The organism is Leptospira abararensis, from assembly GCF_016918735.1.
Lineage (GTDB): Bacteria > Spirochaetota > Leptospiria > Leptospirales > Leptospiraceae > Leptospira_A > Leptospira_A abararensis.
Map to the genome: position 1 here is coordinate 37,035 of NZ_JAFFPR010000022.1, position 20,397 is coordinate 57,431.

Annotated in this window: 18 protein-coding genes; 3 read left to right on the top strand and 15 right to left on the bottom strand. The window is 41.1% G+C overall.

What is annotated here, in order from left to right:
- The first annotated feature begins 20 nt into the window (after positions 1 to 20).
- A complete protein-coding gene (locus tag JWG40_RS06595) occupies positions 21 to 869 on the top strand; it encodes a prepilin peptidase (protein ID WP_205285056.1) in 849 nt (282 codons plus the stop codon).
- Complete coding sequence (gene pdxH, locus JWG40_RS06600; RefSeq protein ID WP_205285057.1) at positions 853 to 1,500, top strand: pyridoxamine 5'-phosphate oxidase; 648 nt, start codon at positions 853 to 855, stop codon at positions 1,498 to 1,500. The genes JWG40_RS06595 and pdxH overlap by 17 nt, the downstream gene beginning before the upstream one ends.
- A 102-nt stretch (positions 1,501 to 1,602) precedes the next feature.
- On the opposite strand, the gene JWG40_RS06605 is transcribed toward pdxH, so the two are convergent.
- Complete coding sequence (locus JWG40_RS06605) at positions 1,603 to 2,811, bottom strand: bifunctional 3,4-dihydroxy-2-butanone-4-phosphate synthase/GTP cyclohydrolase II (protein WP_205285058.1); 1,209 nt, start codon at positions 2,809 to 2,811, stop codon at positions 1,603 to 1,605.
- Between the two features lie 118 nt (positions 2,812 to 2,929).
- Between JWG40_RS06605 and JWG40_RS06610 the strand changes: the two genes are divergently transcribed.
- Entirely contained in the window at positions 2,930 to 3,307 is a 378-nt protein-coding gene (locus JWG40_RS06610) for an STAS domain-containing protein (RefSeq protein ID WP_205285059.1), read from the top strand.
- Here the strand turns inward: JWG40_RS06610 and JWG40_RS06615 are convergent.
- The 14 genes from JWG40_RS06615 to alaS form a co-directional block, all read right to left on the bottom strand.
- Positions 3,304 to 3,912 (bottom strand): riboflavin synthase, encoded by a 609-nt coding sequence (locus JWG40_RS06615; protein WP_205285060.1) that lies wholly within the window; start codon positions 3,910 to 3,912, stop codon positions 3,304 to 3,306. The genes JWG40_RS06610 and JWG40_RS06615 overlap by 4 nt on opposite strands.
- Positions 3,913 to 3,916: 4 nt before the next feature.
- Positions 3,917 to 5,164, bottom strand: coding sequence for a dihydrofolate reductase family protein (locus JWG40_RS06620; protein WP_205285061.1), 1,248 nt, complete (start codon positions 5,162 to 5,164; stop codon positions 3,917 to 3,919).
- Positions 5,165 to 5,174: 10 nt separating this feature from the next.
- On the bottom strand, positions 5,175 to 6,113 hold the full coding sequence (gene secF / locus JWG40_RS06625; protein ID WP_205285062.1) for a protein translocase subunit SecF: 939 nt from the start codon (positions 6,111 to 6,113) through the stop codon (positions 5,175 to 5,177).
- Positions 6,106 to 8,040, bottom strand: a complete 1,935-nt coding sequence (gene secD, locus JWG40_RS06630; protein WP_205285063.1) for a protein translocase subunit SecD — start codon at positions 8,038 to 8,040, stop codon at positions 6,106 to 6,108. The genes secF and secD overlap by 8 nt, the downstream gene beginning before the upstream one ends.
- Before the next feature lie 21 nt (positions 8,041 to 8,061).
- A complete protein-coding gene (locus JWG40_RS06635; RefSeq protein WP_205285064.1) occupies positions 8,062 to 8,700 on the bottom strand; it encodes an SRP-less Sec system protein in 639 nt (212 codons plus the stop codon).
- Between the two features lies 1 nt (position 8,701).
- Positions 8,702 to 9,025, bottom strand: a complete 324-nt coding sequence (gene yajC, locus JWG40_RS06640; protein ID WP_002973971.1) for a preprotein translocase subunit YajC — start codon at positions 9,023 to 9,025, stop codon at positions 8,702 to 8,704.
- Between the two features lie 26 nt (positions 9,026 to 9,051).
- Positions 9,052 to 10,080: an anthranilate phosphoribosyltransferase gene (gene trpD, locus JWG40_RS06645; protein WP_232369230.1), complete on the bottom strand. Its 1,029-nt coding sequence runs from the start codon at positions 10,078 to 10,080 to the stop codon at positions 9,052 to 9,054.
- Positions 10,061 to 10,807: a CDP-diacylglycerol--glycerol-3-phosphate 3-phosphatidyltransferase gene (gene pgsA / locus JWG40_RS06650; protein WP_205285065.1), complete on the bottom strand. Its 747-nt coding sequence runs from the start codon at positions 10,805 to 10,807 to the stop codon at positions 10,061 to 10,063. The genes trpD and pgsA overlap by 20 nt, the downstream gene beginning before the upstream one ends.
- 1 nt (position 10,808) lies before the next feature.
- Positions 10,809 to 12,155, bottom strand: coding sequence for a MiaB/RimO family radical SAM methylthiotransferase (locus JWG40_RS06655; RefSeq protein ID WP_205285066.1), 1,347 nt, complete (start codon positions 12,153 to 12,155; stop codon positions 10,809 to 10,811).
- Positions 12,155 to 13,255 carry a helix-turn-helix domain-containing protein gene (locus JWG40_RS06660; protein ID WP_205285067.1) on the bottom strand — a complete coding sequence of 367 codons (1,101 nt, stop codon included), beginning with the start codon at positions 13,253 to 13,255 and terminating at the stop codon, positions 12,155 to 12,157. Before JWG40_RS06660 ends, JWG40_RS06655 begins: the two co-directional genes overlap by 1 nt.
- A gap of 17 nt (positions 13,256 to 13,272) precedes the next feature.
- A complete protein-coding gene (locus tag JWG40_RS06665; RefSeq protein ID WP_205285068.1) occupies positions 13,273 to 13,974 on the bottom strand; it encodes a LolA family protein in 702 nt (233 codons plus the stop codon).
- 40 nt (positions 13,975 to 14,014) lie between these two features.
- Positions 14,015 to 17,023, bottom strand: coding sequence for a DNA translocase FtsK (locus tag JWG40_RS06670; RefSeq protein WP_205285069.1), 3,009 nt, complete (start codon positions 17,021 to 17,023; stop codon positions 14,015 to 14,017).
- A gap of 77 nt (positions 17,024 to 17,100) precedes the next feature.
- Positions 17,101 to 17,598 (bottom strand): YajQ family cyclic di-GMP-binding protein, encoded by a 498-nt coding sequence (locus tag JWG40_RS06675; protein ID WP_205285070.1) that lies wholly within the window; start codon positions 17,596 to 17,598, stop codon positions 17,101 to 17,103.
- Positions 17,599 to 17,621: 23 nt separating this feature from the next.
- On the bottom strand, positions 17,622 to 20,381 hold the full coding sequence (gene alaS, locus JWG40_RS06680; protein ID WP_205285071.1) for an alanine--tRNA ligase: 2,760 nt from the start codon (positions 20,379 to 20,381) through the stop codon (positions 17,622 to 17,624).
- Positions 20,382 to 20,397: the final 16 nt, after the last annotated feature.

The following is a 20,397-nucleotide window of genomic DNA, read 5'->3' on the forward strand; positions in this document are numbered from 1 at the left end:
ATAAGGAAATAGAAGATTTTATGGATGAATCGAACTGGTTATTCCTTTGGAGCCTATCGACGTCCGTAATTCTATTTTTCTTTGGAGCAAGTCTCGCCAGTTTTTATACAACTCTTGGGGAACGAATCCTTACTTTTTGTTATGGCAAAAAGAGGAAGGATTTTCATGGCTTAAATCGATGGAAAGTTATTTTTACAAAACCAAGTCATTGCCCGACTTGCGGACATTTGGTGACTAAAACCCATCTCACACCGATCTTTGGTTGGTTTTTGACAAAAGGAAAGTGTTTTCAGTGTAAAACTGACCTTCCCAAACTTTACCCACTGACAGAATTTCTTTTTGGCCTTGTAGCAGTGTTTGTTTTTTTTGTTTCGGAAGACATTCCCGGCACAATCGCCCTTCTCTTTTTATTTGGCCATCTACTGATTTCTATGATGACAGATGTGGCAAAGTTTTCTCTCGACTATGAAAATCTACCTTTCCTGATTGGATTTGGTTTTTTGTCCAATTACCTTTTGTTTGGTGAGAGTATCAATTTAGAAACACTTTGGGTTTATTTAGGATTTTTAGTTTTTTATCTTTTCATTTACTTACTCTTTCGCGGAGGGACGGGACTCGGTGATGTCCTCTTTTCCCCAGTGTTTGCCGCGATCGCAGGGAATCCTTTTTGGATTTTGTATTTCAACTCGTCGTATCTACTCGCAGTAGGATTTAGTTTTCTCCTACGAAAAAAAGGGGAACCCTTAAAGGGAAAAAAAATTCCGATGGGTCTTTACTTTTCACTTGGATTGTTTTTAACTTACTTTTCCAAATTACTTGTCCATTACTACAACTGGGAGGGATTCTCTATTTATGGAAACATCGAATGAGCTACAAAATATGCGAAGACTTTACACTCGCTCCGTTCTTTCGGAAGAAACGGCCGGATCAAATCCATTAGAACTTTTTAATCTTTGGTTTTCGGAGGCACAAGCAGAAGGAGAACAAGAACCCAATGCTATGTCTTTGGCTACGGTTGACAAAACAGGACAACCTTCCGCAAGGATTGTTCTACTGAAAGGACTAATCCGGGAAGAATTCCAATTCTTTACCAATTACAATTCCGATAAAGGAAAAGATATTGCAGATAACAATAAGGTAGCTTTGAATTTCTTTTGGCCGAAACTCGAAAGACAAATTCGTATCGAAGGATTAGCGAGTCGCATAGCTCGGGAAGAATCAGAAACTTACTTTCAAGTAAGACCAAGGGAATCCCAAATAGGAGCACTCACATCAAATCAAAGTTCGGTGGTGCCTTCGAGAGAGTTTTTGGAAGAAAAGTTTGCCTCACTTACCAAACAATGGGAAGGGAAAGAAGTGCCGATGCCGGAAAACTGGGGTGGGTATTCGGTTTTCCCCACCAAAATTGAGTTTTGGCAAGGAAGGGTAGGAAGACTCCACGATAGGATTCAATTTGAAAGAAAAGAATCGGGATGGGACCGTTCCAGGTTATCTCCATAGTATAGGGAATCACTTCTGTTTTGATCCAGTGTTAGGTGGTTCCTCTCAGAGTATCAGTTTAAAACCAAAAAAACTCTAGAGGATATGAATTGAACTTATAAATTAACCGTGTAAGTTTAACAAATGTCCTAACTTTGTTTTTTTCGTATGTAAGTAACGAGAGTTTTCTTCTATAGGATCAATCTCAATCGGAACTCTTTCTGTTACATGTAAATTGTAACCTTCCAGTCCCACAATCTTACGAGGATTATTGGTGATGAGTTTCATTTGTTTCACACCGATATCCCGTAAAATCTGTGCCCCAATTCCGTATTCGCGGAGGTCAGGAGCAAAACCCAATTTTTCATTGGCTTCGACTGTATCGAGTCCCCCTTCTTGCAAAGAATAGGCTTTGAGTTTATTGATGATTCCAATCCCGCGTCCTTCTTGGCGCATATAGAGTAACACCCCATTCCCTTCTTTTTCAATCATTCGTAAGGCATTGTGGAGTTGAGGTCCACAATCACAACGTTGGGAAGAAAATATATCACCTGTCAGACATTCACTATGCACTCGCACAAGCACTGGTTTATCGGGATTGATCTCTCCCTTAACGAGAGCCATATGGATTTTATCATCAATTTGTGTGGAGTAAGCTTTTATTTTGAAGTCACCAAACTCTGTGGGAAGATTCGCTTCTACCTCTAGATGGATTAACTTCTCTTTGTGTCTTCTATAACGAATTAAATCTTCAATAGTATAAATATTCAGTCCATGGGTTTTTGCAAATTTTTCCAAATCAGGAATTCGAGCCATAGACCCGTCGTCATTCATAATTTCACAAATCACACCACTAGGGTAAAGACCAGCTAACTTGGATAAATCGACTGCTGCTTCCGTATGCCCTGCTCTTCTTAAAACTCCACCAGTCACTGCTTGGAGTGGGAACAAATGCCCTGGACGAACTAAATCTTCGGATTTGGTATTTGGATCGAGAAGGACTTCTACGGTTTTGGCTCTGTCATGAGCAGAGATCCCTGTGGAGGTTCCATGTTTGGCATCTACAGATACGGTAAAGGCAGTCCCGTGTTTGTCTCCCAAACTTAAATCATCCACCATTTTCCCAAGACCCAAAGTTTGAAGCCGATCCCTTTCCATCGGAACACAGATGAGTCCACGGCCATGGGTTGCCATAAAGTTAATTTTGTCTTTGTCCGCGAATTGGGAGGCGCAGACCAAATCACCTTCATTTTCTCTGTCTTCAGAGTCGACGAGAATGATCATTTTGCCTTGGCGGATTTCTTCGATTGCTTCTTCGATCGGACGTATCATAGGGGAAGGCCTCTATATACTAAAACTCTGAAAGCCGTTCCGAATTAAAGAAGATTCCCAAAGAAATTCATTGATTTTTCCCCTTTCTTTTGTCTAAATAATCCGGATCGGAGGCCTTGTGGAACTGAAACTGAACGCAACAGGAAAGATCAAAACCATTGAAATTGCAGGGAAATTTGATATTGAATCCACAGAGGAATTTGAATCGATCTTTGCCAAACTCATCGAACCAAATCCAAGTATTGTATCCATTGATATGAGCCGTCTTGACTATATCGATTCTTCGGGAATTGGCTCTCTTATCAAAAGTCTCAATTCTCTAAAAAACAAAAAGGGGAAACTCATTCTTGTCGGTATGAAACCTATGATTCAAAATGTATTCAAATTAGCGAAACTGGATATGTTTTTCGAAATCATGAATGCTAATGATTTCCAATCAAAGTATGTATCGAATGACTCCGATTCTGATATCGATGATTTATTGAAACGAAACTAAGTTCCTGACCTTTGACTCAAATAGTTTTCAATGTACTTGGCAAGTACATCCACTTCTACATTCAAACGTTGGTCTTTTTTCCAGGTACCAGCGTTTGTTTTTTCCATGGTTTCAGGAATTAAGATCAGTTGGATATTTCCATCCTTAACATCCACCACAGTCAGGCTAATTCCATCTAAAGTGACCGATCCTTTTTTCACAAAATAACGCCGAAGTTCTTCTGGAATTTCCACCCAAAATTCTTCTACTTCGGCTTCAATTTGTTTTCGACTAATGACCTTGGCCATTCCGTCCACATGACCCTGCACCATATGACCACCAAAACGTTGTCCAAGAGCCATCGCCCTTTCTAAATTGACAGTAAACCCTTCTCCTAACCTAGATAAGTTGGTAAGTTCCAAAGATTTAAAAGATGCGTAAAATTTGAATAAATTCCCTAAGTCAGAAAACTCAGTGACTGTCATACAAGCCCCATTGATGGCGATGGAGTCTCCTATTTTTAGATCAGGATTTTCCCATTCTGTTTCGATTGTGAATTGGATCCCCGAATCAATGGGTTTAATTTCGACTACTTTTCCGATTGTTTCCACAAGACCAGTAAACATAGACTTAAGTGCTCCTTGGCGGTTTTCTAATCAAAATACGGTTCGTTCCGACTTGGTATTCCGAAATCAAAAATTCGTTCTGATAAACAAATGGAATTCCTTCGGGTAAGGATTTTTCTTCATTTCGAATCTCGATGATTCGATCTGATTCGGTGAGTTCTTCATTTAAAAATGAGGGGAAAAAATTGCCGGATTCGCATAACAGAGTATTGATCCCAAGCCCACCCAAAATCTCTAAAAATTTACCACCGTCACTGGGAAGAAGGCCCACTCCTTCAAAACGAGATAGGGATTGGATTCGATTTTCCAATTCTATAGGGAGAGGTTTTGTATCATCCTCCGAGATTATAAAAAAAATACATTTTTTGTCACCTATCCGTTCTGTAAGTTCAATCTGTTTTGTAAAGAACAGATCCGAAGGAAGGTGCTTCGGATCTAAAACAAAGACACGATATGGTTGGTAAAGATTTTCTTCTAACCGATGGATTTCTGCCGTTTCCTTTGCGTATTGTAATAAAAAAGAGATAAGACCAGAGCCTGCTTCAAAAAAAGGTTCTAATTCTGTGATTCGTTTTCCCGGCTTTTGCGAAAGAAACATTTCTTCGGTGATCCGAAAGTGAAGGGAGGGAGAATCAGAAACCACTGTTCCTGGGCCTACAGCAACCGCATCCACCTTGGCACGTAAGAGCTGTAAGGTGAGATCCATTTCTTCCGAACTTACCCTTTCTCTTTTTTTATCCTTAGAAGCAAAATTTCCTTCCTTCGATGTTGCTGACTTAATCCAAACCCAAGGGCGTCCCGTTTGGATTCTGGTTAAAAATCCTTGTAAGTAAGGGAGAGAAACTTTGGCAAGCATGGGGTCGAGGGTCACTGAAATTCCGATCTTGGTATACTTTTCCCAGTCTCCTGATTGAATCAAAGGATTGGGATCTTTCCAGCCGAGTTTGATCTCCTTTGGTTTTCTTTCGATCACCAAATCACGGCAAGGTGGAGTTTTTCCAAAATGAGTACAAGGTTCTAAACTGACAGAAAGAATTTCATCGGTAGAAGGAACCTCATTGCTATAGCGAGAATAAAGTTCCCTTTCTGCATGGTTTCCCCCATAAACTTGGGTATGGGCACTTGCCAAGACAGAGCCCTCGGGATCGGTTAATACGGCGGAGACGGGTGGATTGGGCCCGGTTTTTCCCATTGCCAAAAACCCAAGAAGGGAATGCAGAGAATAAGTTTCCTTTCGTTTCTCTGCATTCATAAACTTTTTGTTATGCGAATCTTTTTTTCCTGAGTTGGTCGTAAATCTCAGAAATCGGAGCCGCAATGTAAATCGAAGAATAAGTTCCTACAATCACTCCAAAAAGAAGGACAAAAGCAAAATCATACAATTCCACTGCCCCACCCACAATGATGGCCACAACGGAAATCATTGTCGTAAAGGAAGTATTGATGGTCCTACCTAAGGTTTGAGTAATGGAAACATTGATAATATTGGAAAGTGCTAAGTTATCTTTTCCATGAGCATTCTCCCTGATTCGGTCAAACACCACAATCTTATCGTTAATGGAATAACCAAGGAGAGTGAGAAGGGCCGCAATGATCGGAACACTTGGTTTGATTTGTAAAAACCCAATCAGAGCCAGTGTCATCAGAATATCATGGACAAGGGCAATGGAAGATGCCAAAGCAAACTTAAACTGAGAACGAATACTCAAATACAAAAGAATGATGGCAAGCGTTGTTAACAGAAGTGTAATCCCCACTTCAGTTAACTCACCACCAACTACCGCACCCACTTGGTCTGCAGAGAGAACTTTTTCTTTCGGAAGTTTGTATTCGTATCTTACGAGTTGCACGAAGCGATCAATCGCAGAAGTAGAAGATTCTCTACTTTCTTCTGGAATTTCTTTATACAAAGATTCGATGGTATCTAACGATCCAAGTCCGATATCCAATTGGTAAATATTCTTTTCTTTTTCTAAAAGGATAACGACGGCTTCAATTTTTTTAGTTTGGAAGTATCCTTCTAAATCATTTCGAGTTTTGTCTGCCGGAAGTTCTAAGACAGTTCGAAGTCCGCCGTTAAAATCCAGTGAGTGTGCAAACCCACCATACTTTGCGAAGGTGACAACAAATCCGAAAACAATCGCAAACAATGAAAAACTAAGAGTAAAGTATTTATACTTTGTAAAATTAATATTATGCATTTTTAGTCTCCTTTTTCCCAAAGAAGAAAGGTCTTAAATTCAAGTGATGGACACCCAATCGGTTGACTGTCAGTTCCATAAATAATCGTGAAAGGAAAAGCGATGTAAAGAGAGTGGTAACAATACCCCAACAAAGTGTGATCGCAAAACCTTTGATTGGTCCATTTCCAAGACGAATCATTAGAATTCCCGCAATGAGTGTGGTGACGTTTGCATCCATAATGGTCCAGAATGCATTTTCAAAACCGCGAGTGACAGCTATTGAAAGTGCTCTGCCCTCTTCGATTTCTTCCCTAATCCTTTCATAGATAATTACGTTTGCATCCACCGCCATACCCGCAGTCAAAATGATCCCTGCAATTCCCGGAAGTGTTAAAGTAAAGTCCATAAGTGTCAGAAGTGCTGCCAGGATGATTAAATTGATAAGCAGGGAAAGGTCGGCAATGAATCCACCTAACCTGTAATAGAATATCATATAAACCATCACCAAAAAGAATCCAATCGCAACAGCTTTGACTCCCACTTCGATTGATTCAATTCCCAATGTCGGTCCAATGAATCGCATTTCCAAAACAGATAAAGGAATAGGAAGTGCACCTTCCGAAATTACGTTAGCTAATCGAATGGCTTCTTGTTCGGAGAAACTTCCCGAAATTTCAGCCCGACCACCAGCAATGGGATCATTGATGACTGGATTGGAGATCACCTTATCCCCCCAAACAATCGCTAGGTTACGTCCGCGATTCTCTGAAGTGAGATCAAAAAATTTCTCTGCACCATTAGGAGTGAGAGTAAAACTTACCATCCATCCATACGAATTGGAATTATAAGATGGTTGCGCATTGGTCATATCATTCCCAGAAAGGGCAATTTTACGTTCCAAAACCACAAAACTACGAGGGAGGAGTGCCGACTTAGCAGAATTTCCCCGAGCCCACATCGCATACACTTTAAAGTCTTTAGGGATATTATATTTTTTTTCCAAACCTTCTAAAAACGCATCTTGCGCTTTTTTCCCAGCCTTGTTTTTCACAAGTTCTTGGAAAAGATAAATGTCAGTGTTTTCTCGTTTGCCTAAATCCATCATCCGGCGTTCACTATCTGCGATTTGGCCTTTAAAAACAAAAGGAGTTGGTTCTTCTAAACGATACTCAACAGTTTCTGTGTTTTGTAAAATTTCCAAGATGGCTGCAGAATTCGAAACACCAGGAAGTGATACTTCAATGGCATCTTGTTCTTTTTGGATACGAACTTGTGGTTCCGTTAGGTTTTGCGTGGTAAGACGATTGTCAATAATCATCTTCGCTTTTTCTAATTCTACAATTTTACGCATGGGAGAAAGATCAAAACTAGATTCAATTTCTGAGAGTCTAGACTTTGCTTTTTCTTTGTCTTCTGGTTTTGTCGCAGGATTATTTAAGGTTACGTTTAGCTCAGATAATTCTTTTGCATATATATCTTTAAGTTTAGAAGTGTAATCATCAAAGTCTCCTTTGAGAACCACACGCATCCCACCTTGTAAATCGAGACCCAATTTAATGGATAAAGACTTACCACCTCGAATTGTTTCTTCAATCCATGTGGGTTCTAATTTGTTTTTAGATTCGCTTACTAAAGACTGATTCTCTTGAGAGATCTGATTGATCTTTGCTGACGTGATGAATCTTCCTTTCACAGTATAAAAGGGATTTTCTTTTGGTGGGAGTGTTCCTTGTGGTTCAATGGTCCAACCGGAAGCTTTACCGTAGTCTTTCGCCCAACGCTCAAAGAGCGCGTTTATCAATATTTTTTGATCGGCTTCAGGAAGTGCATATACATCTTCTCTCACAACGATCTTTAAAGTGCGATCGGCAAAGTTCGGATACAGGATTGTAAAGGAAACTGCCAGAATCAAAAAAGGAAGAATCAATAGTCGATACGATTGCAAGTTAGTTTGCTCCTAAAATTATTATCTTCTATAAGAACGACTGCTAGATCCCGGGCGAGCGGATCTAAGTCTGTAAAAAGCAAAGAGTATGATGATCCCAAGGATCATCATCGCTTTTTTATATTTAGCAAAAAAATCAGAGAAATTAAAGAGTGATTTTCCTGTTTCTTTGTTTGAGGAAAGATTCGGTGCTTGGTTGGAACCTTCTGTTTTTCCGACTTTCAAATCAGCAGAAAATCCAGGAAGACCTGATGGTTCCACAGAAACACTAGAATCCATCCACAAACCGTTATTTACCACTTCCTCTTCTTCTAGAACGACAGGTTGTTTTTCCAAACCAGGAAAGGATTTATCCGTTACCGTAGTGTTTGAGTTCGGGTTCACAGCCAAATTGGTGTTTTGCGGAAGGGTCTCCGTAGTTGTTGCCAGTTGGTTTTGTTTGGATTTCTTTCTGGATCTCTTCTTTTTTCCCGTAGTCGGTGAGGTTGTAGTCACAACACTGGTTTGTTTTTTAGTTGTGGTTACGTTCGTTTCTTCTTTCGGTTTGGTGGTTGTCGATTTCGGTTTATCATTGACCTTATCTAAAAAATCCAATCCCTCTTGTGCAAAGAGGGGGGCCGAAAAACAGAATACTAGGGAAACTAAGAAGAGACGTTTCATCTTAGGCTTTCTTCTTCAGAATAGCGCTAGTTTCAAATGTGATGTTAGTGTTCGCAGCAACACTCAAAACAACCGTTTCGTTATTGTCTTTAAACTCTACAATCTTTCCATGAAGACCGCTGTTTGTCACAACGTTATCCCCTTTTTGGAGATTGGTGATCATCTCTTTCCGTTTCTTCTCTTCTTTTTTGTTCGGAAGGATCACAAGAAAGTACATAGCAACTAACATGATCGGAATGATGATGAGTGACTGTAGGGACGACTTTGCACCCTCTTCTTGGGCAAGGATTAGGATATCTGGTGTTAAAAAATTAAAATTGAGCATAGCTATTTATCCAATGTTTATAGGCCTTATGTTAAATTCAATGTTTCACGAACGAATCGGAGAACTTTTTTCTCAAGGAGAGCCGCTTTGGCAGTTTCGTACCCTGTTCGTATATCACTTACGGCACCGAGTAAAAACATGGCTACCCCCGCGTTCAGGGCGACCATCGCCGTTCCCCCAGTCGATGCACTTGGGTCGAGAACTGCCCGAAATAAGGATTCCGCCCCTTCCTTCGAAGAGGAGAACACTGTATTTCTGTCCAATTCCTTAGAATTTAGGTCCAATTCCTTAGGATCAAAGGTCAATTCTCTGGTCTCTTTTCCATCAAAATAGGCATAATCGGTTCCTTCAAAGATAGAAAACTCATCGAGCCCGTCCTGTGAATGGCAGACAATAGCACGTTTGGAACCAAGCCTTCCGAGAATTTCCGCCATCGGTAAACAGAGAGACTTATCATAGACACCCACAATTTGGTGGGAAGGGGAAAAGGGATTGGAAAGAGGTCCAATCAAATTGAAAAAAGTGCGAAATCCGAGGGCAGTACGAACGGGTCCAGCATACTTCATCGCTGGATGCCAAGCGGGAGCAAATAAAAACACAAAGCCAGTGCGCAGGAATTCCGCTTCCGAATCTGCTGTGGACTGATCGAGTTTGTAACCAAGGCCAGAAAGAATATCGGAACTTCCCGAAAGAGAAGATACGGAACGGTTTCCATGTTTGGCAACTTTAAAGCCGAGACTTGCCAAAGTGAGGGCCGAAAGTGTGGATACGTTTAAAGTACCTTTGCCGTCCCCTCCTGTCCCACAAGTGTCTAAAAAATCAAAATCAAATTTTTTAGAGGGTTTGATTGCATGACTACGCATCGCACGAACAAATCCGTACAATTCGTCCGTGGTTTCCCCTTTCATTTTCATGGCTGTGAGAAAAGAAGCAAGGACTGGCTCAGGAACATCCCCATCCATTACTTTGCTTAAAAAATGTTCGGCGTGAGTGTCCACAAGGTGGTGGCCGGACACAACTTGCCCGAGGATTTCCTTAATTGTGGGAACGGTCATAAAAAATCCTTTTTAGGTTAGTGAAAGTTAACAACTGATAATTGGTCACAATATAACGAAGTCCTGAAATCACAGTGATGAAAGTTGTGAATAACATCCCGAAATAAGGAACAAAGGACGCTATGGAATCAAAAAAGTCTTTAAAACTTAAAACTTCGGTAGTTTTGACAAGCGTATAAAACTCATTCGCATGTTGGGAGGCTACTTCGAAAGTAGAGTAACCTGCTAGTTTTCCCATAGCATAGGTTTCATTGATCAAGGCTCGTCTTTTGCCAGAGATCAGCATAAACACAACAAGGATCATAAGGATGGCCCCCATCTGGAAGGCAGTTTTGACCTTTCCCATCATGGTGGTGCGAAGGCTTTTTCCAGAGCGGACAGCAATATAACGAAGGAAGGTTATGAGCATATCGCGCCCAATGATAAGAACGACCATCCATACTTCGATAGGTTCGTGGATGAATAAAAAGGTAACAAAACAACCGATGACTAAAAATTTATCAGCCAAAGGATCTAGGAACTTTCCAAATTCTGTTTGTTGGTTCCACTTCCGTGCCAGATATCCATCCACAAGATCAGTGAGGGAAGCAAGGGCAAAGAGAACAAAAGCAAAAATTTGGTATTCCCATTCCTTTTGAAAGAGGGCAAAAATAAAAAATGGAAGTGCAAGAACCCGCAGAACAGTGAGTAGGTTCGGAATATTGGCAATGGTTTTCCAGTCTTCCAACTCAAACCACCCAAGTCCCTGCCATATCTAATTCAAAAAAAGAGTCCACACGAACCTGACCGAACTGGCCGAGTTTCAAACCCATATCTTCTACATAGACAACTTCATCAATCTCAGGAGCATCTTGAAACCTGCGAACCATGGCTCCTTTTTCCAAAACCTCATCCACAACAGCAGGATAAATTTTTCCAATTCGATTTTGGTGGATGGATTTCAAAGTTTCGAGATAAGCCTCACGCACCAAGTTCACACGGCGTGCAATTTCTTTGTCTTTGATTTGTCCATCCATGGTCGCACCTTTCGTTCCCTCTTGTGGAGAATAAGGAAAAAGATTTACCTTTTCCGGTTTCACATCTTCGACAAAGCGAATGATCTCTTCCACATCTTCCATTGTCTCCCCAGGGAAACCGAGGATAAAGGATGTACGAATTTCCAATTCAGGCCGAAGGTCCCTTGCTTTTTGGAATAACGATTTGAAGTAAGAGTATTCGCCAGTACGATTCATGGATTTTAAAACAGACTTGGAAACATGTTGTAAAGGGCTTTCCAAATACGGGGCAATTTTTGGAATTTCTTTATAAAGATCGAGTAACTTTTCTGTTTTTTTGTCTGGGTAAAGATAGAGAAGTCTCAAGAGTTCTAATCCTTCTACATCCGCAACCGAGCGCACCAAATCCAAAAGTTTGTCCGTGTCTTTTCCATAAAACACAGTGTCTTGTGAAACAAGACAAATCTCTTTGGAACCTGCTCTCACGGCACGTTTGGTTTGTTCTAAAACATCAGAACTTTCAGTATCTCGATACTTTCCTCGTAGATTAGGAATGATACAGAAGTGACAACCTCTGTTGCAACCATCAGAAATTTTTACATAAGAGTATGGTTTGGAATAGTTTTCAATTCCCTTACTTGTAACAAGCCTTTCCAAAAGATCGGCATTGAATTCAGTTAGGTCTTTGAATTCTAGAGGAAAGTTTTTGCGTAAAATCTCCCCTGCTTTATCATATTTACCGGTTCCAAAGTGAAGGTCCACTTCCGGAAGGTCGTCGGAAATTTCCTTTCCGGCACGTTCCGCAAAACAGCCCACAACCACTAACTTTTGTTTGTTCTGCTTTTTGATATCGATGGAATCCAAAATGGTTTGGATGGTTTCTTTGGTGGCGTCTTGGATAAAAGTACAGGTATTGACTAAGTGGAAATCGCTGGCTTCAGGACCGGCCGCAGGAAGGAGGCCTTCCTTCAGTAACGACTGATGCATGGCCATCGAATCAACGGTATTTTTAGGACAACCGAGAGTCGTGATAAAAAACGACTTCGGTGTCTCTTCGGTTTTTTCCTTAACCTTGGGCATTATTCGCCTAACTCTCCAATGATGGACTGAGTAGAATCATAAGGATTTGGTTTGCGGATAAAGATTTTTTTGACAAGTTTTCCTGGTTTTCCAAGAACCGAACGTTCTTTCCCATTTTGAACCATTTCCACGGCCCCACCGTCACCGACTTTGATCTCCAATCTATCCCGAGCTTCTAAGTGTTTGACTTCGCCGGCAGATACCAGTCCTCGTTCTCCCATCTGACCATCTAACACAAATTCAACATAACTTGGTTTGGAGAAAAAGAGGGTAACTTGGATCGGAACATCTCCTACAGGAGATTTTACGGCAGCCCCTTCTCTTTCTTCTTTTAATGTCACAAGGACTTTGGCTGATTTTTCAGTAACGGCTTGTGTCACCACTCGGATGTCTCGGCGAAGAGAGGTTAGTTCCTCAATGCGATAAGAAAGGATGGTTTCTTCGCCTTCTGCTGCCTGGAAAAAGTATACATTTTTCTCAGGGAAGATATTGAATCCAAGGTTTGCTTTTCCATTGGAAACACCTTTGATGAACATCTTACACTGTTGGTTGTTTACACTAAAACTCACACCACGGTCTTCGGTTAAAATAAATGGAACACTGGCGTTTTCTGGAACACTTTGGGAAACAAAGTTAATCCCAGAAGGAATGTCTGAACTGGCAACGGCTTCTACAGTAGATCCCACTTCTGTAGTTTCCTCATCGATAGATCCAGATCCTGAGTCTTCAAAACTAATGTAGATGATGTAAGCTGAGATTACAAAAAGAAAAATGGAAACAAGACTTATGATTTTATTGCGATCTAAACTAAAAGCAGTGGTGGTCGGACGAGTGAGCTCTTCGAGGGGAGCTTGTGATTCCTCAATTTGTTCCCCACGGTAAAGATTGAGAAGCATTGCTGTGTCTAGTTTTAAGTAACTTGCATAATTTTTTAGAAAACCAAGGGCAAAGGTTTCTGCAGGGAACTGAGAATAGTCTTCTGTTTCTAAAGCAATGATGTACTTAGCTGCGATATTTGTTTCTTTGGCTACATCTTTGACGGAAAGTTTTTTATCTTCCCTAGCTTCTCTTATGATTTGACCGACTCGTTTTGTATTCAAAATGATATCCTCTTTGCTTAGTTCTCGGATACAAGTGGGTTGTTTACAATTTTGGCGTTCCCGCTCATGTGGAAATTGAAAACTCCATCTTGGATTTCTTCAGAAAAATTAATATTGGAAAATGAAATGGTGGTTACTTTCCCACGACCATCGGTAGCCACTGCTTTTTTGATTAAGTAAGATTCGGAATCCACAAAAAGTTTCATTTTTTCAAATCCACCAATCTTTTCTCTTTGGTCGAGATCCAAAACAAAGTATTTGGCAGCGTCCCCCATAGAACGAGGTTGTTCGATGGTATCAAATTTATAATGGTATTTACGAAAAAGGCGGTTCAGGCCATCGGGACTGTTTGTGGTAAAAATGGGACCAGAAGTATTTTTACGATCGAGTGTTAAATCCTGTTTTCCCACAGCGCCTAACCTCTTAATAAAGATATGAAGGGTTTTTCCATCAGAAACAATTTCGTCCCCTTCCGGTTCTGCGAAGTTGTATCTAATTTTGCCGGGACGTTTGTAGAAACATTTCCCGCGCATCTGTTTTTCCTTTTTGTTGTCTTCTGTTTTGATGAGAAAATCAGCAGAATAGGAATTGATATCGCTAAAGTTTTTCTTTATCTTTTTGACCACTTCCGAAGGTGAGTGCCAATTGTGAGCCGGACTTGTTTGGGCGCCGAGAGCCACCCCAAATACAAGTAAAAAAGATCCGATCCATACTTTCATAGTTTCCCAGTTTTTCAGACAAAGTTCTCTTGTCGATGATTTACGCTGAACGCAGGATTTCCCGAGGTTTCGCCCCGATTTGTGGGGAAACATAACCCCGCATTTCCATAAGTTCCATAAGCCTTGCGGCTTTGTTGTAACCGATTCTCATCCGGCGTTGGAGGTAACTGGCACTGGCTTTTTTTTCGGTGACTACGATATTCCAAGCCTCGTCAAAAAGTTCTTCATCTTCATCGGAAGCCATTTCAATGCTGGTCTCATCGTCCCAATTCATTTCCACATACGCAGGAGCCCCTTGTTTTTTGGCCTCTTCCACAATGGACTCAATTTCTTTCTCTTCGATAAAGGGAGCTTGGATTCTTTGGAGGTCACTCGATGTCGGAGACCTGTACAAAAAGTCTCCTTTTCCAAGAAGGGTTTCGGCCCCGCTTGTATCCAGAATGGTTCTAGAATCCGTTTTTTGTGCCACTTGGAAGGCCACCCTTGCCGGGCAGTTCGCTTTGATGACACCGGTGATCACATCCACCGACGGCCTCTGGGTTGCCATCACCAGATGGATTCCGACCGCTCTTGCTTTTTGAGAAATCCTTTGGATTTGTTCCTCGAGATCCTTTCCCGAAACCATCATAAGATCCGCAAGCTCATCAATAAAGATCACAATGTACGGAAGTTTCTGAAAACCTTTGGCATGGGCATACTCATCCACTTTTTCATTAAAACTTTTGAAGTCCCTACTTTTCAATTGGGAGATCATTTGGTAACGACTTTCCATTTCTTGGATGGCCCAAGAAAGTGCCTTCGTTGCTTTTTTTGGATCAGTAATCACCGGCATAAGAAGGTGAGGAATTCCTTCATACAGAGTCATCTCCACCATCTTCGGGTCGATCATGATGAAGCGCACTTCTTCTGGGGAACGAGTGCAGATGAGACTTGTGATCATCGCATTGATACTCACTGACTTTCCAGAACCAGTCGTTCCTGCCACAAGTAAGTGAGGAAGTTTGGCGATATCAATCATTACCAGTTTTCCCGATATGTCTTTTCCAATACAGATCGATAAGTCTTTGGCTTTGTGTTGGAGGATGGTATCTTTTAGAATTTCCGACAAAAACACATCTTCTCTGATTCGGTTCGGAACCTCAATCCCGATGGAAGCCTTTCCCGGAATCGGTGCCACAATCCGAATGTTTTTTACCTCAAGGTAGGCTCTAATTTCATCAGAAAGAGATACGATTCGGTTGAGTTTGATTCCGTTCGGAATGGTGATCTCATAACGCGTGATAATTGGTCCTCTTTCTTTTGTGACCACCTTCGACTCAATTCCAAAATGTCCAGTCGACTCTTCAATTTTACGAGAGATAAGATCTAGTTCGGAATCATTTTTTAGGATATTGGCCACAGGCACTTGGTGAGAAACAAGAAGCCTTGGAGAGATATAATACTTTCCTTTCTTTAATTTAGGTTTCGGAACCATGGAGCCAAACATCAGCTCTTGTTGTTCTACCTTTGGTTCTAGTTTTTTCTTACCGAAATTTCCAGAACTTAGATTGGAACGAACGAGGGGTGAGGCCTCTTCCACGGCCAAAGTTTCGAGAGTTTCTTCTTCAAACTCTTCGGAACTAGAATCCACTTCTTCTTCTGCCTCTTCGTGATCACTCCTGCCACTTTTTTCACTCACATCCCAACCAGTTTCTTCCACAAGGGAAAGACGCACCGATTCGGGAATCTGGATGGCTTCTGTTTTCGAGAGAACTTCCTCCTCCTCTTCTGAAGAAGTCAGTTGGTCCGATGATGATTCCAAAGCTTCCGAAAAATCCTCTTCCGATTCATAGTCCTCCGTTTTCTCTTCATAAAAATCAACGGGTGAAGACAAGCCGGAAGTTTTGAAAACTGGGTTTTGTCCACCAAACGGAAGTTTGATAGGGTCTAGTTTGGGAAGTTCTAGTTCATTTAAGTCTGCAACTCTGTCTACTTTCGGTTTCCATTTGGCTTCTGGAAATTGAAATAGAATTTTGGATTCTCGGACAGTTTCCCGTTCTTCCAATTCTTCCGGAAATCGCCTATTATCAGTTAGTTTAAGTCTAGAAATTAAAACTTCATTTTTTTCTATTTCTGCAAACAAATCCAACTTTGATTCTGATTTTTGAAAACGAAATACCTTTCCTGACTCATCAAAAAAACCTTCAAATTTTGCTGCATTGCGGTAACGAACCGATTGTGTTTTGGGATTGGAAACTTTCGAAATAGAAAAATCTTCTCTTTCATTCGATTGTTTTTCTTCGTTTCTAAAACGATCCAAATCCATTCCGGCCCTTTGTGTTTTCCGCCCCAATTTTTCATCGGCAACCACATTCCAGAAGTGATTGGCAATGTCTTCTTTGGATTCTTCTTCCGTTTGGACAGAAAACCATTGTTTGCTTCGAATTTCATCCACTGGGGCACGGCGAGTGGAAACAACAGAATCCAAAAAACTAGGAAGCCGGAGATGTGGGAGTTCTCTTTGTCCTCCCATCAATCGATAAATTCCATTGGAATATTTATGAATCGCATCAAAAGTAAAAGACCAAGCCCCGTCCTCAAGCCAGATCACTGCAAAGTATAAGTATAAAAAGAAAACGACAAGGATACGCCCAGTCTCTCCAAAAAGATAAGAAAAAACCCAAGAGAAAAATTGACCGAGAATCCCACCACTGTCCCCTATGTGACCAAGGGGGGTTTCGAGTAGATTCAAACTCACAGTAGTTGCCACAAGGAACAATGGAAAAAAGAGAGCTTTGCCAAGCCTATCAAAGTCCGGATTTCGTAGTGAAAGAACACCTAACATCAAAACAAAGCCGGCAAATAAAAAGGAAGATTTCCCAAAAAGATAAAGGAGGGTGAAGGCGATGTAATGCCCGAGCCTTCCAAACCAATTGAAAAGCGACCCATCCTCTCCTTCCTGAAAAGAAAAGAGAGAGAGAAGTAAAAACACACCGGAAAATACTAATAGATAGGGAAGGAAGTCTTTACGTGGCAAAGTCCATTCCCATACGGATTTTTTAGGGTCCATACGGGAAATATCGGCCGGTTTTGAGACATAGATAGAAAAAAAATGGAAGCCGAAATACCGAACTTTAAGGCGGAATTTTATCCCTTAAAGTTCGTAAAATTGGCGTCAAAATTGAAATTTGCGTTCCGAATGGCTGCCATTACCTCTTGCAAATCATCCTTTTTTTTGCCCACAACCCGAACTGATTCCCCCTGGATGGTGGCCTGGACTTTCAATTTTTGGTCTTTGATGAGGGTTGTGATTTGTCTCGTTTGTTCTTTGTCCAAACCGTTTTGAATCTTTACCTTTTGGCGGACCGTCTGTCCTGTAGCGGATTCAATTTTGGACTCAAAATCAAAGGCTTTGAGGCTAATTCCCCTTTTGGCCATTTTGGTCGTTAGGACATCGATCACTTGTTTGAGTTTGATCTCATTTTCCGAGGTCAAAACCAAGGTATCTTCGGTGAGTTTGATCTCGGAATTGGAACCTTTAAAATCAAACCTGGTTTGGATTTCGGTCATGGCTTGGGCCACAGCATTTTGTAATTCCGGTCTTTCGATTTTTGATACAATGTCAAATGATGGATCTTGTGCCATACATTCCTCCTAACTCTTTCCTATTATCCTAAACTCTTTTTGGCAAGTCCCAATGCAAATTCCAAAGCGGACTTTAGGTTTTCTGGTTTTTTACCACCACCTTGCGCCATATCTGGTCTCCCACCACCTTTCCCATCTAACAAAACTAAGGTTTCTTTTAAAAGATCTCCACAATGGATTCCTCTTTCATTGAGTATCTTATTGCACATAAAGACAAGAGAGCTCGTATCTCCCTCAATAGATCCAAATAGACAAAGGATTTCTGGTTCTTTGGCTTTGAGGCTATCGGCCAAATCCTTTAAGGACTTCGCATCTACAGAAGTAAAGACCTCCGTTACCACTTTTCCTTTGGGCAAAGAAACTGCCTTTTTCAATAGTCCATCCACAAGCTCTGGATTCATTTGGAAACTGAGTTGTTCCTTCTTCTTTTTGGCTTTAAACAGGGCACTGGATTTTTCTTCGAGTTCCGTCTCCAAATTTTCGCGTAATTTACGCAAAAATTCCACCGCAGCATTCCCTTTTTTGGAGAATAAACTCTGAAGATCTTCGGGGGCAGGAACTACAGTCGTGATTCCAAATTCTTTAAGATCACCAAACGTTTCTTTTGCGTTTAAGTTATGTGTTTCCACTTTTGAAGCTAGAGTTTGAAACTGAGATAAAAAGTATTCCACAACAGAATCTCCACAGATGGCTTCTACCCTTCTATTTCCCGCACCGGGACTTCCTTCTTTGATGATGGCAAAGTATCCAATTTCTTTTGTGTTGGAAACGTGAGTTCCTCCGCAGAATTCTTTGGATTTATCGCCCATAGAAATCACACGAACCAAATTTCCATACTTTTCATCAAACATGGACAAAGCACCAGACTGTTTTGCCTTTTCAATGTCCAATACTTCTGTATTCACTGGAATTTTTGCATTCACGGCTTCGTTTACATCTTTTTCGATTGATATAATCTCTTCCCGAGAGAGAGCCTTAGGATGGGAAAAATCAAAACGTAGATAATCAGAAGAAACAATCGAACCTTTTTGAGCCACATGGTTCCCTAGAACGCGGCGGAGTGCCCCATTTAACAAGTGTGTACCGGAATGGTGGTTGGCTAGATTTTGACGTCGCTCTGTATCAATCTCAGCTTCAAGGAGTTCTCCGACAGAAATTTTTCCTTTTAGAATCAGACCCAAATGGAGGAAGGTTTCATTTTCTTTTTGTGTGTCCTGGACTTGGAACTGGAAACCTTCTTTTTTAAGATAACCCCAGTCTCCAATCTGACCACCACCCTCTGCATAAAACGGGGTTTGATCCAAGACCACAACCGCTTCCTCTCCTTGTTTTGCTGAAGTCACAGACTTACCGTCTACAAAGAGATAGATTACTTTTGCCGAGGTTTTTGCGGCAGTGTATCCCAAAAATTCGGTTTTGAGTTCGGGACTTGCGGAAATACCTGTGAGGTATTGGACTTTTTTTCCTTTCCAACTAGCACGGGAAAGGTCACGGTCTTTTTCTAGTTCTTCTTCAAATCCTTTGTCATCAAAACCAAAACCCCGATCCTCTACAAGTTCCTTGGTCATCTCACGAGGAAACCCATAAGTGGAATACAATCGAAAACCTTCTTTTCCGGTAACAACCGTTTGGTTGTTTGATTTTAAGTGGTCTAGAAGGGATTCTAATTCTTCGAGTCCTACTTCTAAGGTATGAAGGAAGAGTTCCTCTTCTTTTTTTAAGATGGATTCAATGTCTTTGGCTTTGTCTTTCAGTTCTGGATAACGAATCGAATACAAATCCTTTAATGTCGGAATGAGTTTGTATAAAAAAGGTTCGTGGATTCCTAGTTTTCTTGCAAATAAAGACGCTCTTCTTATAAGCCGACGAATCACATACCCTCGTCCCGTGCGGTCAGGATAGATTCCGTCACCTAACGAAAAGAATACGGAACGCGAATGATCAGTAATCACTCGAAACGATTGTTTTGTGGATGCGTCATAGGTTTTGCCAGAGAGTTCTTCAATTTTACGAATGATTGATTTTAATTCATCGGTGTCATAGACCGAATCCACTTCTTGTAATAACATGGCCACTCGTTCGAGTCCAGAGCCTGTATCAATTCCGGTTTGTTTTAGAGGAAGGAGTTCCCCGGAAACCGTTTGGTTGAATTGGTTAAATACTAAATTCCAATATTCTAAATAACGATCACAATCACATCCGGGTTTACAATTTGGATTGTTTCCACAATTCGGACCACCTTTTTCGGGACCACGGTCCAAATACAATTCCGAACATGGACCACAAGCCCCGCTATCTCCCGCAGGTCCCCAAAAATTATCTTTTTTTCCGAGCCGAACAATCCGTTCTTCTGGAATGCCCGCATCCATCCAAATCTTTTTGGCTTCATCATCATCTAAGTAAATCGTCACCCAAATTTTATCTTTGGGAATATGTAAGTGGTTCAGTGAAAAATCTAATGCGTATTCGATGGCCTCTTTTTTGAAATAATCTCCAAAGGAAAAATTACCAAGCATCTCAAAGAAGGTACAATGCCTTTCGGTTTTACCCACAACTTCCAAATCTGTGGTGCGAACACATTTTTGCACAGAAGCCGCTCTTGTGTAAGGTAGCTCGACTGCTCCCGTAAACAGAGGTTTGAACTGAACCATACCGGCGGTTGTAAATAAAAGAGTGGGATCTCCCTTCGGGATGAGGCTAGAAGAAGGCACGATGGTATGGCCTTTTTCTTTAAAGTAATTGGTATACAACTCAGCAATTTCGCGGACAGTTTTCGACATCATACACTTACAGCGAAAT

Bases quoted from the DNA above. Each gene is read 5' to 3' on its own strand.
- JWG40_RS06615 (WP_205285060.1), bottom strand. From the start codon at position 3,912: ATGTTTACTGGTCTTGTGGAAACAATCGGAAAAGTAGTCGAAATTAAA.
- JWG40_RS06605 (WP_205285058.1), bottom strand. From the start codon at position 2,811: ATGATACGTCCGATCGAAGAAGCAATCGAAGAAATCCGCCAAGGCAAA.
- JWG40_RS06665 (WP_205285068.1), bottom strand. From the start codon at position 13,974: ATGAAAGTATGGATCGGATCTTTTTTACTTGTATTTGGGGTGGCTCTC.
- JWG40_RS06670 (WP_205285069.1), bottom strand. From the start codon at position 17,023: ATGGACCCTAAAAAATCCGTATGGGAATGGACTTTGCCACGTAAAGAC.
- JWG40_RS06675 (WP_205285070.1), bottom strand. From the start codon at position 17,598: ATGGCACAAGATCCATCATTTGACATTGTATCAAAAATCGAAAGACCG.
- yajC (WP_002973971.1), bottom strand. From the start codon at position 9,025: ATGCTCAATTTTAATTTTTTAACACCAGATATCCTAATCCTTGCCCAA.
- JWG40_RS06595 (WP_205285056.1), top strand. From the start codon at position 21: ATGGATGAATCGAACTGGTTATTCCTTTGGAGCCTATCGACGTCCGTA.
- alaS (WP_205285071.1), bottom strand. From the start codon at position 20,381: ATGATGTCGAAAACTGTCCGCGAAATTGCTGAGTTGTATACCAATTAC.
- JWG40_RS06620 (WP_205285061.1), bottom strand. From the start codon at position 5,164: ATGAATGCAGAGAAACGAAAGGAAACTTATTCTCTGCATTCCCTTCTT.
- JWG40_RS06655 (WP_205285066.1), bottom strand. From the start codon at position 12,155: ATGCCCAAGGTTAAGGAAAAAACCGAAGAGACACCGAAGTCGTTTTTT.
- secF (WP_205285062.1), bottom strand. From the start codon at position 6,113: ATGCATAATATTAATTTTACAAAGTATAAATACTTTACTCTTAGTTTT.
- pdxH (WP_205285057.1), top strand. From the start codon at position 853: ATGGAAACATCGAATGAGCTACAAAATATGCGAAGACTTTACACTCGC.
- trpD (WP_232369230.1), bottom strand. From the start codon at position 10,080: ATGACCGTTCCCACAATTAAGGAAATCCTCGGGCAAGTTGTGTCCGGC.
- JWG40_RS06635 (WP_205285064.1), bottom strand. From the start codon at position 8,700: ATGAAACGTCTCTTCTTAGTTTCCCTAGTATTCTGTTTTTCGGCCCCC.